This is a genomic window from Dulcicalothrix desertica PCC 7102 (assembly GCF_003991905.1).
GTDB classification, from domain to species: domain Bacteria; phylum Cyanobacteriota; class Cyanobacteriia; order Cyanobacteriales; family Nostocaceae; genus Dulcicalothrix; species Dulcicalothrix desertica.
On sequence record NZ_RSCL01000003.1, the window covers coordinates 123,554 to 137,076 of the forward strand.

At 37.9% G+C, this 13,523-nt stretch carries 16 protein-coding genes and 1 pseudogene; 11 read left to right on the top strand and 6 right to left on the bottom strand.

Going from position 1 to position 13,523, the window contains the following annotated elements; genetic code table 11:
• The first annotated feature begins 135 nt into the window (after positions 1-135).
• Together DSM106972_RS07225 and DSM106972_RS07230 are read left to right on the top strand one after the other, a co-directional pair.
• Complete coding sequence (locus tag DSM106972_RS07225; protein ID WP_233787730.1) at positions 136-1,710, top strand: FkbM family methyltransferase; 1,575 nt, start codon at positions 136-138, stop codon at positions 1,708-1,710.
• A 108-nt stretch (positions 1,711-1,818) separates the two neighbouring features.
• Positions 1,819-2,787 (top strand): FkbM family methyltransferase, encoded by a 969-nt coding sequence (locus tag DSM106972_RS07230; protein WP_127080069.1) that lies wholly within the window; start codon positions 1,819-1,821, stop codon positions 2,785-2,787.
• Positions 2,788-2,825: 38 nt separating this feature from the next.
• On the opposite strand, the gene DSM106972_RS07235 is transcribed toward DSM106972_RS07230, so the two are convergent.
• The 4 genes from DSM106972_RS07235 to DSM106972_RS07245 form a co-directional block, all read right to left on the bottom strand.
• The gene (locus DSM106972_RS07235; RefSeq protein ID WP_127080070.1) at positions 2,826-5,045 is read right to left on the bottom strand and encodes an O-linked N-acetylglucosamine transferase, SPINDLY family protein; all 2,220 of its coding nucleotides are present in this window, start codon (positions 5,043-5,045) and stop codon (positions 2,826-2,828) included.
• A 252-nt stretch (positions 5,046-5,297) separates the two neighbouring features.
• Positions 5,298-5,864, bottom strand: coding sequence for a type IV pilin-like G/H family protein (locus DSM106972_RS07240; RefSeq protein ID WP_127080408.1), 567 nt, complete (start codon positions 5,862-5,864; stop codon positions 5,298-5,300).
• A 305-nt stretch (positions 5,865-6,169) separates the two neighbouring features.
• On the bottom strand, positions 6,170-6,364 hold the full coding sequence (locus DSM106972_RS55305) for a hypothetical protein (protein ID WP_325052160.1): 195 nt from the start codon (positions 6,362-6,364) through the stop codon (positions 6,170-6,172).
• Between the two features lie 7 nt (positions 6,365-6,371).
• Positions 6,372-7,517, bottom strand: coding sequence for a class I SAM-dependent methyltransferase (locus DSM106972_RS07245; RefSeq protein ID WP_325052161.1), 1,146 nt, complete (start codon positions 7,515-7,517; stop codon positions 6,372-6,374).
• A gap of 374 nt (positions 7,518-7,891) precedes the next feature.
• Between DSM106972_RS07245 and DSM106972_RS53210 the strand changes: the two genes are divergently transcribed.
• Positions 7,892-8,080, top strand: a complete 189-nt coding sequence (locus tag DSM106972_RS53210; protein ID WP_233787731.1) for a hypothetical protein — start codon at positions 7,892-7,894, stop codon at positions 8,078-8,080.
• Positions 8,001-8,267: a hypothetical protein gene (locus tag DSM106972_RS07250; protein ID WP_233787732.1), complete on the top strand. Its 267-nt coding sequence runs from the start codon at positions 8,001-8,003 to the stop codon at positions 8,265-8,267. Before DSM106972_RS53210 ends, DSM106972_RS07250 begins: the two co-directional genes overlap by 80 nt.
• A gap of 254 nt (positions 8,268-8,521) precedes the next feature.
• On the opposite strand, the gene DSM106972_RS07260 is transcribed toward DSM106972_RS07250, so the two are convergent.
• Entirely contained in the window at positions 8,522-8,785 is a 264-nt protein-coding gene (locus DSM106972_RS07260; protein WP_127080071.1) for a hypothetical protein, read from the bottom strand.
• A gap of 165 nt (positions 8,786-8,950) precedes the next feature.
• Between DSM106972_RS07260 and DSM106972_RS07265 the strand changes: the two are divergent.
• Positions 8,951-9,554, top strand: a pseudogene (locus DSM106972_RS07265) (Uma2 family endonuclease).
• Positions 9,555-9,661: 107 nt separating this feature from the next.
• Here the strand turns inward: DSM106972_RS07265 and DSM106972_RS07270 are convergent.
• The gene (locus tag DSM106972_RS07270; RefSeq protein ID WP_127080072.1) at positions 9,662-9,991 is read right to left on the bottom strand and encodes a helix-turn-helix domain-containing protein; all 330 of its coding nucleotides are present in this window, start codon (positions 9,989-9,991) and stop codon (positions 9,662-9,664) included.
• 264 nt (positions 9,992-10,255) lie between these two features.
• Here DSM106972_RS07270 and DSM106972_RS07275 point away from each other — a divergent pair, with 264 nt between their 5' ends.
• From DSM106972_RS07275 to trxB, 6 genes are all read left to right on the top strand, one after another.
• Positions 10,256-10,486 carry a ribbon-helix-helix domain-containing protein gene (locus DSM106972_RS07275; protein ID WP_233787733.1) on the top strand — a complete coding sequence of 77 codons (231 nt, stop codon included), beginning with the start codon at positions 10,256-10,258 and terminating at the stop codon, positions 10,484-10,486.
• 36 nt (positions 10,487-10,522) lie between these two features.
• Complete coding sequence (locus DSM106972_RS07280) at positions 10,523-10,708, top strand: hypothetical protein (protein WP_127080073.1); 186 nt, start codon at positions 10,523-10,525, stop codon at positions 10,706-10,708.
• Between the two features lie 3 nt (positions 10,709-10,711).
• A complete protein-coding gene (locus DSM106972_RS07285) occupies positions 10,712-11,089 on the top strand; it encodes a hypothetical protein (protein ID WP_127080074.1) in 378 nt (125 codons plus the stop codon).
• A 202-nt stretch (positions 11,090-11,291) separates the two neighbouring features.
• Positions 11,292-11,705, top strand: a complete 414-nt coding sequence (locus DSM106972_RS55690) for a hypothetical protein (RefSeq protein WP_222596630.1) — start codon at positions 11,292-11,294, stop codon at positions 11,703-11,705.
• A 79-nt stretch (positions 11,706-11,784) separates the two neighbouring features.
• Positions 11,785-11,952 carry a hypothetical protein gene (locus DSM106972_RS53220; RefSeq protein WP_233787871.1) on the top strand — a complete coding sequence of 56 codons (168 nt, stop codon included), beginning with the start codon at positions 11,785-11,787 and terminating at the stop codon, positions 11,950-11,952.
• 36 nt (positions 11,953-11,988) lie between these two features.
• Complete coding sequence (trxB, locus tag DSM106972_RS07300; protein WP_127080076.1) at positions 11,989-13,353, top strand: thioredoxin-disulfide reductase; 1,365 nt, start codon at positions 11,989-11,991, stop codon at positions 13,351-13,353.
• The last annotated feature ends 170 nt before the right edge of the window (positions 13,354-13,523 follow it).

The window sequence follows — 13,523 nt, forward strand, 5'->3', positions numbered from 1 at the left end:
ATTACTTAGTTATTGTTAGTTGTAGCTAATTAAGTGGGTATCCTCAGTACGGATATATATTTCCATCAACAATCAGCCCACAACTTTAATTTATGGCAAGGTGCTTCCTTGCTCTGTTTTACTATGGAATCATCTGTGTCAAATCAAGATTCGTATTTACAGTATATTAAACAAACTGTTCCAGGTATTGAGGTTGGTACTTTATCACGCATTACCAATGTTATAGAAAATACTTCTTGGGAAAATCCTAGTTCTTCAAGCGATTGGAATAATGTGGCAGTCGTTGCTCTAGCAGAAGCAGAACAGTACAGCGATGAAATGGAAACACGCACGCTTTATCTGGAAATGGCTTTTGATGCTCTAAATAGTGCGTTCGAGCTAGAACAACACCCGCTATGTGCTGCTCATCTTGCTTTAGTACACAGCATGATAGGGGAAACACAACGAGCCATAGAAATTGCGTTTAATACATTTATTAATACGCTTCAGCTAGCTTACGAGAATGCAAACACAGATTCTGAGTATTTAGTGTACTTGTCTCCAAAGCAGCAAGGCTTATTAAAATTAGATTATCAATTCACGCAAACAGCTTTATACAAACAAAACAGTTATCAGCAAGCGCTTGTTGTTTTAAGCCAAGTTTTGTGTAATTCGCAACTAGTATTTTATAATGCTGTAGGTCGTCGCTTTTTACAACTTGCGTCTCAAGTTATACCTGATTCAGCAAGTATTGCGCTTCAGCTTGGAATTTCAAGTTTAATGGCTAGTGAGTGGGAAGGGATGCTACATTTACATCGTGCTAAACAGTTAGCTCCATATTCCTCTGCGGCTTATCAAGCTTTGTATTTAACATACCGAGATTTAAACCAAACTGAAACTGCAAATTATTGGTTGAAATTAAGTCAAGAATTTTATCAACAAAATCCTCAATCTCCAGATTGGCAATGGACGCAGCTTCAGACTGAGAATACATTTACCTATGTTCCATTTGAAGGTTTAACGATGGCTGTTGAACCAAGTTTACGTAGTATTGTTACTAGTGTACTTATTGGCGAAGGGGAATGGTTTGAAAAAGAGATGGAATTTTGGCGCCACTTTATTAAACCAGGTATGACAGTGATAGATGTCGGCGCCAATGCTGGGGTTTATACATTTAGTGCAGCGCTAAAAGTCGGTGTTGAGGGGAGAGTACTAGCAGTTGAGCCTTTTTCAGGATGTGTGAATTATTTAAAAGAAACTTGCCGGGTAAATCAACTAACTCAAGTAACTGTATGTTCAGGCGCCGCAAGTAATTTCAACGGTACAGTTAAATTACTTCTTCACAACGCTAGCGAGTTAAATGAGATAGTTTCTAGCGAAGCTGCAGAAAGTATGGCAGATGCTCCTTTTGAAGAAGCTGAGTGTTTTACATTAGATAGTCTAGTTGAGAGAGAAAAGCTAGAGCGAGTGGATATACTCAAAATTGATGCAGAAAACCATGAGCTTGCGGTGCTTGAAGGAAGTACAAATATTTTATCGGAAATGGCGCCTGTGATTCTTTACGAAAATATTGCTGGTAGCAAAGGTAGCAATTATCAAGTTGCTGAATACTTAAACAAGTTAGGATATCAGCTTTTTAGATATCAACCATATTTACAAAACTTGATTCCAGTAGAATCACTTGAAGATATTCAGGGGCATCTTAACTTAATTGCTTTTCCAAGCAAATAAAAAATGAGATTCCTTAATTCCCGACTTATAAAAAATTTGGGATATCAAAGACTAACTTTAGACACTGCTATTTTCCATAATCTTACATTTTCCTATAGGAATAAAATTATGCCAGTATTTCTCAACAATCTAAAGAAAAATAGTCATTTAGACCAAATTCACATGACAGTTTGCAATGTTGGTTCTCGCAAGCTTGGAATAAACGATGATTATGCTAGCTTAGGCTGGGAAACATTTGCGCCCAACTTAAGTATATATGGATTTGATGCGGATGCAGATGCATGTGAAGAAGCAAACGCGAATATTGAAGCTAGACAAGTAAATTGGCAAGAAAAGCATATCCCTTTAGCATTAGGAAGCTCTGTTGGAGAATCTACACTTTACGTAACAAAGCATCCTATGTGTAGTTCGCTTTATCCTCCTAACGAAGCTTATTTAAAGCGCTTTCAAGGATTACCAGAGCTAGTAAATTTGGATTTCGCTTTAGAGATTGAAACAACAACACTTGATACTTTTTGTAAAGATGAAGGAATCAGAGAAATTGACTTTTTACAAATCGACGTACAAGGAGCAGACCTTGATGTATTAAAAGGAAGCTATTATCTATTAGAAAAAAGCGTTTTAGCAATTCAAATAGAAGTAGAGTTTTCACCTTTATATGTCAACCAACCTTTATTTACAGACATAGATATATTTTTAAGGAATCAAGGTTTTAGCTTATTTGACTTAGCCCCATCTTATCGTACTCGTTCTGATTCTCCAATTCAATCAACTCTTCACCCAGGACAAATACTTTGGGCAGATGCATTTTATTTTAGAGATTTGATTCAGGAAAATGTTAATTTCAATTTGAAAACACCACAGCAAATTTTAAAATTAGCTTGTATAGCTGATATAATGCACTTCCCTGACTACGCTTTAGAATTATTAACTTATGTAACTATCAATTATGGTCATGACCCCAAGTATAATTTCGCAAGCAGTATTATTGAAAGCTTGTCTGAAATACCCGATTTAGTACAAGCTGAAATTGAAACTTTACCTGCTGTTAGTAAATTAAAAAGCTACATAAACTAGTATTGTACGGTGGGCAGTGCCCACCTGACTCTCAAACATCAACGACCTTCAACATATATTTGCCACATCTGTTGATAAGCTTTCTCCATTTCACGAGTAAACTGTTTAGCATTCCAAAGGGGTGCTGTATGTCTAGATTGACGTAATTTCCAAGCTACCTGCTGTCTTAGATTTGCATCTTTACCTAAACGAATACCCCACTCAATATACTCTTCATCTGTCCAAGCAATACCTTCTGTAATGCCAGCATTTATCATCATTGTGTAACTATTGCGTGCGGCAAACTGTTCACCAACGCGCGTGACTAGAGGAATACCCATCCACAGTGTTTCTAAAGTTGTTGTGGCGCCGTTATATGGGTAGGTATCGAGTACAACATCAGCAATACTTAAATTCGCGCGGTGGGTTGACTCTAAGGGGTCTTGCTGCAAAAATTTTAATCTGGAACAATCAACACCCTCTTCATCAGCTATTTTGTAAAAGAAATTTTTGATTGCTTCTTCCTCTCCGGAACCCTTAATTAAGAAATAGCTGTTTGCCACTTCGTTAATTATTTTCATTTGCCATCTTGTTGTTTCAGGATTACGCTTATATCCTCTTTGCGCGCTAAGGTAAACTACAGCATCGCTAGGGATATTTAATTCATCCCGACGCAGTGTAGGTATTCCCACTTCAAACCCATCAACAGCGATATAAGTATTAGGTAGGCGCCAGATTTTTTCAGTGTAGTAATCTTGTGCAGTATATGGGAGTACGTAAGGGTCAGCAATGAAGTAATCTACTGTAGGTATTCCAGATGCATCCCATCCCAACCAAGTTGCTTGTAGTGGTGCTGGTTTAAGCGCAATAACTTCAGAAGTAACATCTAAAGTTAAACTGTCTAAATCTATTAAAATATCAATTTCGTCATTACAAATCTTTTCAGCAATATCCCAAGCACTCATTCCTAATTTATGAGGATGTGTAACTTGACTGACATACCATTCTTGCAACCAATCATTAATTTGTTTATAGTCTACAAAGTATATATAAGTTTCAAATTGCTCTTTGTCATGATGCTGAATCAGCCAACGCGCAAGCCAGCCTACAGAATGCTGTCTTAATGCATAAGATAAATATCCTACTTTTAATTTACGATGAGAATAACCAAAACTCTTATTTTTATTTAGTTGAGAATAGCAATTCAAATATTCACCAGCAAACTTTTGTATACTAGCCTGGAAAATTTTTGCAACTTGATTATTTGTTGATTTAAATTGTACAGGATTATCTTTAATGTGCGGAATAGCAAAGAATGGAGTTAATAGACGAAGAGTTTGTATTTCAGAAATTTCTATTGGCTGTAAACATATTAATTGTTTAAAAAGTAATTCTAGCTCTTGACAGGCATTACAAACTTCTTCCCAGTATCCACCCGCACTCATTAATCCACGAAGTAATAAGTGAATAGCAAAAATCTTATCCGGCAATTCATGAGAAATAGAATAACATTTTTTAGAAATCTTGATACCTATATCATATTTTTGTGAGTCTTGATAAAAAATGGCTAAAGCTCTTAAGCTTTCTATATTATCGCTATCTAAACGTAAAATTAACTCTAAAATTTTTGTAGCTAATTCGGGGCATTTTAAAGTATGCCCAATTCGCATTGCAGCAGGTAAAAAAATATCTAAACAATCACTCACACTTGAGCTAGAAAAGTAAGGTAAACTAGCTTCTAAAAGATTAAATGTTGCAAAATGTAAAGGTGCCTCTTTTACAACCTCCTGAATTAAATTTTTTAAATCATCGTATAAACTATTATAATTTCTGCTAGTATTTAAATACTCTATTAAGCATAACTCAATTAAATTATCACCTTGAAAATTGTTAATTTTAATCGAAAGAGTAATAATTTTGATTAGATTATTAATATCAGTAGGATTTATTTCTCGAATATGTTGACGAATAACCCACGCTAAAGAAAATTCTTCAAGCTTCTCACGTTGTATTGCTTCTGCTTCTAAGACTTGAAGAAGTTCATTCGTCAACTTACCTATTTCTTCTTCATCGACTTCAGCCATTGGAAGCATCCAAGTCATTTGTGCTTCGGTTTCTTGCCCTTGTAACAGTAAAATTAAGCCTAAGTACCAATAGTATGGAGTTACATATGGTTCTGCAATAATTGCTTGTTCATATAAGTAAGCAGCCGAAGTATAATTACCTTCGCTTAAATATTGTTCAGCTTGCGTTTTCCAATTAATTAAATCTGTGACCATAATTAACAATATATATTACTTTTAGTTTAAAAGATATGGGAATAAATAGAAATATTGAACAATTAATAATTGTAAATTTAAATATAAGTATTTTTTTTGTTCATAATAGCTTTATTCAATCAACAGAAATAAAGTGAGTAGAAATATCTACCCACTTTTTAAAAGTTAGCAAAATAGTTGAGAAATACTTTTATTCAGAAAAATACTTTTATAATAGTGATAGTAATTCACAACTAATTAAGTATCAAAATATTACTTAAGCTCAACGTAATCACCACCACCACATGATGGCCCAGTCGCAGTATTGGCAGCACCGAAAGTTGCTTCTTCTATACCTGTTTTACCACCAGCAGCACCAGCAGTCTTGGCTTCACATAAAATAGCAAGCGTAGTTGCTTCACTAGTTGCACCAATAGTTGCTATTTGCACACCACCTATGTAAGCTTTAAGAGGTGCTGTCGCAACTTTTAGTACTGCTTGATTCGTAACTGCTGTTGTGCCTTTCAGTACAGCTTTATACTGGTAGTTTTGAGTTTCTGTCCTTACACCTAGACCTAACTTACCAAAGTTAGCAGTATCAGCAAACGCACCGCCTTCCATATATTGTGCTTGTTGTGCGCGGTTCATAGAACCAACATAAGTTTTAGATTCTGACTGCTTTGCTTTGTTTGCTTGGTTAAGGAAAGAAGGTAATGCAATTGCAGAAAGAATACCAATAATAATAATTACAACTAGCAGTTCGATTAAGGTAAAACCTTCGTCTTCTTTCTTTTTATTGAGGATGTGCTGAATAAACTTTGCTTTGAGTTCGGTTTTCATATCAGAGCTTTCCTTGTTGAGTTTAAATTTCGGAATTTGATTTTTGTCTTCTAAAATAAACTTACCCACTTTGGTTGAGTTTCATATCACTCAATATAAAAAAATTGCCAGACTAATCACTAAGTAAACTGAATGGTTAAAAAGTTGGGGTACAATTATTGTGATGTACCCCACTAGAACCTATCTATTTTTAGGCGTAACTTGAGAATCAAGGCGTTTTGCTGAAACAATTTCGCCCCAATCAGATTTTATTATTTCCATTGGTTTGATAAAGAAGGAAAACTTTACCCTGAAGAATTTACCCGTTAAGCTTGACGTTCCAGCATTACGTAACCAAGACCCTCCAGACGCAAGAGCATTTGCTGTATCAAGTTAAATGCTTGCTCATGTTCTATGGGCTTCAAAGTAATGGGGTCAAGCGGTCGTATTTGCTTCCAATTTTCAACTAACGCCATTATTGGCTGAGGTTGCTCTAACAACCGCAGTAAACAAATTGCCATTGCGCTATCAATACTTACTACTGGCTCTTATCAACGGTAAATGTTGGCTAATTGGGAAGGCTCTTAACTCTGTTACGCAAGCAGTAAGGTCTTCACGAAATTTTGGAGTTTTGAGCTGGGGGTGCAAATATGCTTTGCTATTTTGCCAATCTGAATCTGTCCACTCTACAATAGGTGTAAATGAATGCCCTTGTTCAGGATGACCACACCACAAATCTAGCAAGCGCTGATTTGGGTGTATTAGTTCAAACAAGTGCAGTTTTTCTTGATCTGAGAGGTCAGGTAAACACATTGCAACGTATGCAGGCAAATTATCTGGCTCTTTGAAAAGTTCCATTACATCCCATTGCATCCAGTTGACCATACTAATAAATTCTAATCCGGCTCCACGTAAAATTGCGAAAAACTCCGGAATTGTAAAGCCTTTATCTCCAACCAGCATGTGATTGGCTAGTATTGCCTCATTTTCAGTTTCACTTCTGGGATTCCAAGTCTGTGTCTTAATCAAAACTCCATCTTTAAGAGCTTTCATAATGTCACGGACAATACCAAGTTCCATTTCTTCTGGATTATTATCCATTAAACCCATGAACTTAAAGAGTTTTTGCGCGCGGAAAAAATTAGCGCGTTGTAGCGAACTATGGAGGTTTGCACGAATAATACCTTCCGGTGTTAAAACTGACTTCATCGCTTGCAAACCTGTTGTCGCATCTTCTAAAAGATACAGCACATCATCGCAATTGATGTAGTCAAAATTTATACCCAGTTTCGGCAGGTCTTCAAGCAAGAGTACATGAAATTCTACATTATCAACTCCGTGGAACTGCAAGCGTTTCTCTGCAAGTCTGACCGATTCTTCAGAAAAATCAATTCCAACAATTCTAGCTTCAGGGTTTGCAAGAGCTAGTATTAGGGTTTTGTAACCTGTTCCACAACCCGCATCAAGAATTACTTTTCCTTTAAGGTCAATAACTTGTTGATTCCTTAAATAGTAAGATGTTGTTAAGTTATGAAAATATAATAAGTTTGCATCGTCTTTCGGCGATTTCTCTATAGGAACTCTTGGATAGGGGGCATTATCAAATTGTTGCCGAATTTTTTCAAGCATTTCAGATGCTGAAACCGATTGTTGTGTAGGTATTTGAGCAGTCATATTTTCTCCTAATATTAATTATTTTCTGATACTGCTTACAATTTATTGAGTTGCAAGATTACTGAGCGGTGTTTATCGCTACTTGTGCGAATTCAGGCAACAACAACTATCTAAACCTCCTTAATCTCATAACTCATAACTAATTGCCGCATACGTATCTAAGTATTCCCATTTTTTTTAGTTTTCTATCACAACACGCTTAAGAGATTCAGAGAAACTTTTTCAGTACACACTTACTAAGAGATAGGGATGTTACTAAAATAAAGAATAGATATGCTTGGACGCTGCGAATAGAACTTACAGGTGCCAAAATACTCAAATGGAATTGCGTATCGAGGGAAAAACAGAATTTCCTACTTATAGAGGATTAACCGATGGGCATAAAATATATTATCGGACGCACAGACTGGAGGGAAGAACACGGCACCGAAACTAGGCAGCTAGCTCACACAGGCGCCATAACGGATATCCTTGTAGAACACTTTGACTCGAATAGCGGGCGCCCAATACCGCAACCTGGTTATAGACCAAGGGAGTTTCATCGAACCATCGCAATTTGCTGACCCTCGTTTAAGAGGCGCCAGTACCCACAGTCGGGTTGGAGATTGGGAGGTAATGCGAGTCGAGCAGTACCCATCAGGACAACCGGATAGTGATTTCGAGACAATAGTTATTTGTTACTACCGCTACTCCCCTGTTACTACACCGTTAAAACCACTGTCAAAAATTCAAACGACACAGGCATTGTAAAAGTAGGCGCCATGATTCAAGATGATAAGCACTCTTCGCGTACACTTAATAAGTTAATAGCATCGTCCGTTGCCGTATGAAAAATGATAACGGACAAAGCAGTATTAAGATAAGGGGTTATTAGGATTTTCAATTGTCAATCCCTCAGCTATTATCGCTGCATTTAACTCATTATCTGCAGATACAAATCTTATAGGAGTTTCAGTGATGTAACGCTTTACCAATGCACTACTATCTAAGAAATAAACTGCCATTTAACGGCGTTCCTCAATTATAGTTTCTGAAACAGGCTTTCCCTCAACCTTATATAAACGTCGTTCAGAAATTGGGTCATAACAAGGACGCTTAATCTGTTTTACTAAGCCAGAATCTAACAGTGCTTGATGAAATGCGGCTCGCGCGCGTGACTTCTCTTTATCAGCTAAACGTTTTTGAATTGTTTGGTTAAGTTGATTGAGTTCTTCTATCTCGAGAGTTTCAAGTTGACTTAATATTTCATTTAAAGTTGCTTGTGCCATACTTTAGCTACTAACTATTACTTCTACTATCATAAACTAGTCCTTCATATCATTATTTTTTGGTATATAAAATCACTTGTAGGCTTACGGCATCTCATCTAAACGTAGCATTCAAAAGCTATCATGTAAGAAAATTGCGAAAATAAATACTTGAACTTTGATACTATGGTTCAAACTCCAACTAAATCATTAACGCTAGCAGAATTTTTACAGTTACCCGAAACTAAACCCGAAGCGCGAGTACATTGATGGCCAAATTATCCAGAAGCCGATGCCAAAAGGAAAACATAGTACAATTAAGGGAGAACTGGCAGCAACAGCAAATCTAGCGGCAAAATGTCAACACATAGCTTGGGCATTTCCAGAGTTAAGGTATACTTTTTGTGGACGTTCCATTGTCCTAGATGTTGCTGTTTTTACCTGGAACCGTATTCCTTTAGATGAAGAAGGTGATATTACAAATGTTTTTTCCGCTCACCCAGACTGGACGATTGAAATTTTATCACCTGAGCAAAGCCAGACAAAAGTTATAAATAATATATTACATTGCCTCAAAGCAGGTTGTCAGATGGAGTGGTTAGTTGACCCTTCCGAAAAATCTGTTATTGCTTATCCTCAGTCTCAACAACCTATTTTTCTACAAGAACCAGAATTATTGCTTCCTACTCCTGATTTTATTACGAATTTAAAGCTGAGTGTTGGAGAGTTATTTAGTTGGCTGAAACCAGGTCATGTTAAAGCTTCAGATACACAACTGTTGTTAAATTAATCGTTTAGACCCTAAAAACAGATTTACCTACCTTTGGCAATCAGTGTAACGCACAAGCCATCCGTTACATCCGCTCTCATCCGTTGCCAATCTTCTAACCATACACCCTAATAACTACAAACTTTTGTCTGAGCATGTTTTTGCGATTCAGGTTTAGCTTTCACAACAATCTCTATATCACATCCCAAAATATTTAAAAATCGAAAAAGTCTTTCAGTTGAAAAACCTGATAATTTTCCTTTAAGTAATGCGGAAATTTTAGGTTGGTCAATTCCTAAAAGTTCTGCTGCTTGAACTTGGGTGATGTTTTGTTTGCTAATAATTTCACTGATGCGACGTACCAGTTCTGCTTTTACAAGCAATTCATCAGGGTTTGGCAGACCTAAATCCGCAAAAACATTTCCACTGCCTTCATATACACTAATTTCTTCAGTCATTCCTAGCTGGTTTTAGCAAAGATACCATCTTTTTAATTATGCTAGTTTTGGCATATTAAGTCAATAGTACACTGACTGGTGCCTGCTAAAACCATTCATTACTCCAAAATATTTATGTTAAAAGAACCCACAAGCGAGAGTGGGGAGTTTCACAGAGCCATATAACCTATCATAAAGTTTGATAGCTTCTGAAGTTATATTAATTTAACTGATAGCTTCTGAAGTTATATTAATTTAACTGATAGCTTCTGAAGCTGTGTTAAGATGAAGACTTCTGTTGTTAACTGGAGATATCAAATATCTTCAGAAGCTATGGGAGCCACTAAAAAAGCCAAAGTCACTTTTACTTGTACTGACGAAATTAAGGGTAATTTAGAAGTTTGGGCAGAACTAGAAAACCGCACAGTCTCTAACCTTGTGGAAAAGCTGGTTATGGACGCGATTGCAGCTCAACAACCTTCATTACCCAGAAAACAGGACAGAAAAACAGCGTGACAGAAAGCTGTCAAGCTAATAAAGAGGGGTGTAACGATGAACGAGAACGCAGAAAAGCCAGAGTCCCGACACTCTGCTACCGACCCACAAAAGTGCAGACAAATGGAAGCAAAATATGGGTGGGAATTACTGCGAATAGAGCGCACAGGAGGCAAAGTCTTAAAAGTTGACTGTGTGTTTAAGGGTGATACCAAATTTCCTGATTATTACCAAGAGGACTAAAACATGGGCAAATATATTATTTTTAAAACTGAGTCGATGTCAGATTCTGGGTGGGAAGAGAGAGTATTAGCTCACACAGGCGCCTTGACAGATATTCTTGCGGAACACTATGACTCATCTAACTCCCCATCACCAACACAAGGTTACAGGCTAAGGGAGTATCACAAAATTGAACAGTTTGCAGACCCTGCATTTCCTGGCGCCAGTACTCACAGTCGGGTTGGAGATTGGCAGGTAACGCGAGTTGAGGAGTACCCATCAGGACAATCAAATAGCGGTTTTGAAGCAATAGTTGTTTGTTATTGCCGCTACTCTCCTGTTACTACACCGTTGGAACCACTGCCAAAAATTCAAACTACACAGGAATTACAAGAAGTTTAGTTAAAGTATAAGGTTTGTATTATGCGCTTTTTAAAGAAAAACACAAAAAGCGCTTATTACGAGCTTATCAATTGGAGACAAAAGTAGATATTGCAACCGAATGAATCGAAATAGAAGTACCCAAATCTGACATTGTAATTGGATTTCATACGCCTAAAGTACTCCAGCTAACTGGCTTTGGCGTTGAGAAAGCAAAAAAATAATGTCCGCACGCTTCCAATTTTCTTGCTGGCTTATAACAAAGCTAGTGTTCCGCAAGTGGAGCGCGTTAAATTATAGTTTTGGTAGAGGCGCCTTAAATACACATCAATCTACTAGTTCAAAACGCACCTTTTTTCCAATTACTCTAGCTGCACGTTCAATCGTATCCAGTGTTACAGCAGGATTATCAGGGTCTAACAGACGCTCAAGAGATGATCTGCTTGTTTGCATTTGTTGTGCCATTTCTGTTTTGCTCAAATTCTTTTTAGCTGTTGCTAGTTGGCGCCATTACAATCCAAGATATCTAAAATCACAAAACAAGCTTTCTTTCCCTATAGATAAATGGAACATACGCATGGGGATTCAAAACCTGCTTGGAGACGTTACATGTAACGTCTCTACGTGCATCGCATAAACGTTACTATTTTTATTCAGTCCTCTTTTAGAGGACTTGTACTATTAGCATATGGGTTTTCAACCCTATGCGGGTAAGAATGCAATCGAAAAATCTACAATTACGGGCGTTGTTTTTGTCTCCCAACGTACAACGCGCGCTTAATATGTTGGGTTCCGTTCCACCAGCCAACCTACGTCTATCCGTTACATCCGTTACATCCGTTGCCAATACACATTTGCTCATAGCTAAAAATGTGCTATATTAAATTAAACGTAGTCGTTATGAGTTTGTATAACCTGTTATGACAAATCCCACAGTAGAAAACGTAGTAATTATTGGTTCTGGCCCTGCTGGATATACTGCTGCTATATACGCAGGTCGCGCGAACCTTAAACCTGTTGTGTTTGAGGGTTTCCAAGCGGGGGGTTTACCTGGTGGGCAGTTAATGACGACGACTGAGGTTGAGAACTTTCCTGGGTTTCCTGCTGGTATTACTGGGCCTGAGTTGATGGATAAAATGAAGGCGCAAGCAGAAAGATGGGGCGCCGAGTTATATACTGAGGATGTGATATCAGTTGATTTGAGTCAGCGTCCTTTTACGGTGCGCTCTGAAGAAAGGGAATTTAAAACCCACAGTATTATCATAGCTACTGGCGCCACTGCAAAACGTTTAGGTTTACCTAGCGAGCATACTTTTTGGAGTCGAGGCATAAGCGCGTGTGCTATTTGTGACGGTGCCACCCCGATATTTCACGGTGCTGAACTTGCTGTAATAGGCGCCGGAGATTCAGCAGCAGAAGAGGCTATTTACTTAACTAAATATGGTTCCAAGGTGAACTTGCTTGTGCGTACCGAGAAAATGCGCGCGTCGAAAGCAATGCAAGACCGTGTATTAACTAACCCCAAAATCACCGTACATTGGAACACCGAAGCTGTAGATATTTACGGTAACGGGCACATGGAAGGGGTAAAAGTTCGTAACACTAAGACGGGTGAGGAAAGTTTATTACATGCCAAGGGCTTATTTTACGCCATCGGTCACAAACCCAATACATCATTATTTGAAGGACAAATTCAACTTGACGAAGTAGGTTACATTGTTACTAAACCTGGTTCACCAGAAACCAGTGTAGAAGGTGTATACGCAGCAGGTGACGTACAAGACCACGAATATCGTCAAGCTATTACAGCCGCAGGTTCGGGATGTGCCGCTGCAATGTTGGCAGAACGTTGGTTGTCTGTAAATGACTTAGTTCAAGAATACAAACAGGCGCCGCACACTCCAGATAATGAACTCGAACATGAAGAGTCAGCGAAAACAGTGGCGCCTGTCGAATTTAGTCTCAGCGCAACACGTCACGAAGGTGGTTTGGCACTGCGGAAACTATTCCACGACAGCGATAGATTAATCGTTGTTAAATATGTATCACCAGGTTGCGGCCCATGCCACACCCTAAAACCCATATTAAACAAAGTAGTAGACGAATTCGACGGTAAAATACACTTCGTCGAAATAGACATCGACAAAGACCGCGACATCGCCGAAAACGCTGGTGTAACAGGCACACCCACAGTTCAGTTCTTCAAAGACAAAGAGTTACTCCAAGAAGTCAAAGGCGTCAAGCAAAAAAGCCAATACCGTCAATTAATCGAAACCAACATCTAGAACAACTCCCAAAAACCAAACCAACCCAAAATGTGCTAAACATCTTGTGGGATGGGCATCCTTGCCCGTCCCATAAAACTTAGGTGTGGGTCATGATTACACAACGCAGAACAAAATCAATCTAAAATAGGCGCCAAAACATATAATTATCAATATAAATTCATCATTCA

Bases quoted from the DNA above. Each gene is read 5' to 3' on its own strand.
- DSM106972_RS07230 (WP_127080069.1), top strand. From the start codon at position 1,819: ATGCCAGTATTTCTCAACAATCTAAAGAAAAATAGTCATTTAGACCAA.
- DSM106972_RS07235 (WP_127080070.1), bottom strand. From the start codon at position 5,045: ATGGTCACAGATTTAATTAATTGGAAAACGCAAGCTGAACAATATTTA.
- DSM106972_RS07240 (WP_127080408.1), bottom strand. From the start codon at position 5,864: ATGAAAACCGAACTCAAAGCAAAGTTTATTCAGCACATCCTCAATAAA.
- DSM106972_RS55305 (WP_325052160.1), bottom strand. From the start codon at position 6,364: ATGGCAATTTGTTTACTGCGGTTGTTAGAGCAACCTCAGCCAATAATG.
- DSM106972_RS07245 (WP_325052161.1), bottom strand. From the start codon at position 7,517: ATGACTGCTCAAATACCTACACAACAATCGGTTTCAGCATCTGAAATG.
- DSM106972_RS53210 (WP_233787731.1), top strand. From the start codon at position 7,892: ATGGGCATAAAATATATTATCGGACGCACAGACTGGAGGGAAGAACAC.
- DSM106972_RS07260 (WP_127080071.1), bottom strand. From the start codon at position 8,785: ATGGCACAAGCAACTTTAAATGAAATATTAAGTCAACTTGAAACTCTC.
- DSM106972_RS07270 (WP_127080072.1), bottom strand. From the start codon at position 9,991: ATGACTGAAGAAATTAGTGTATATGAAGGCAGTGGAAATGTTTTTGCG.
- DSM106972_RS07275 (WP_233787733.1), top strand. From the start codon at position 10,256: ATGAAGACTTCTGTTGTTAACTGGAGATATCAAATATCTTCAGAAGCT.
- DSM106972_RS07280 (WP_127080073.1), top strand. From the start codon at position 10,523: ATGAACGAGAACGCAGAAAAGCCAGAGTCCCGACACTCTGCTACCGAC.
- DSM106972_RS07285 (WP_127080074.1), top strand. From the start codon at position 10,712: ATGGGCAAATATATTATTTTTAAAACTGAGTCGATGTCAGATTCTGGG.
- DSM106972_RS55690 (WP_222596630.1), top strand. From the start codon at position 11,292: ATGTCCGCACGCTTCCAATTTTCTTGCTGGCTTATAACAAAGCTAGTG.
- DSM106972_RS53220 (WP_233787871.1), top strand. From the start codon at position 11,785: ATGCAATCGAAAAATCTACAATTACGGGCGTTGTTTTTGTCTCCCAAC.
- trxB (WP_127080076.1), top strand. From the start codon at position 11,989: ATGACAAATCCCACAGTAGAAAACGTAGTAATTATTGGTTCTGGCCCT.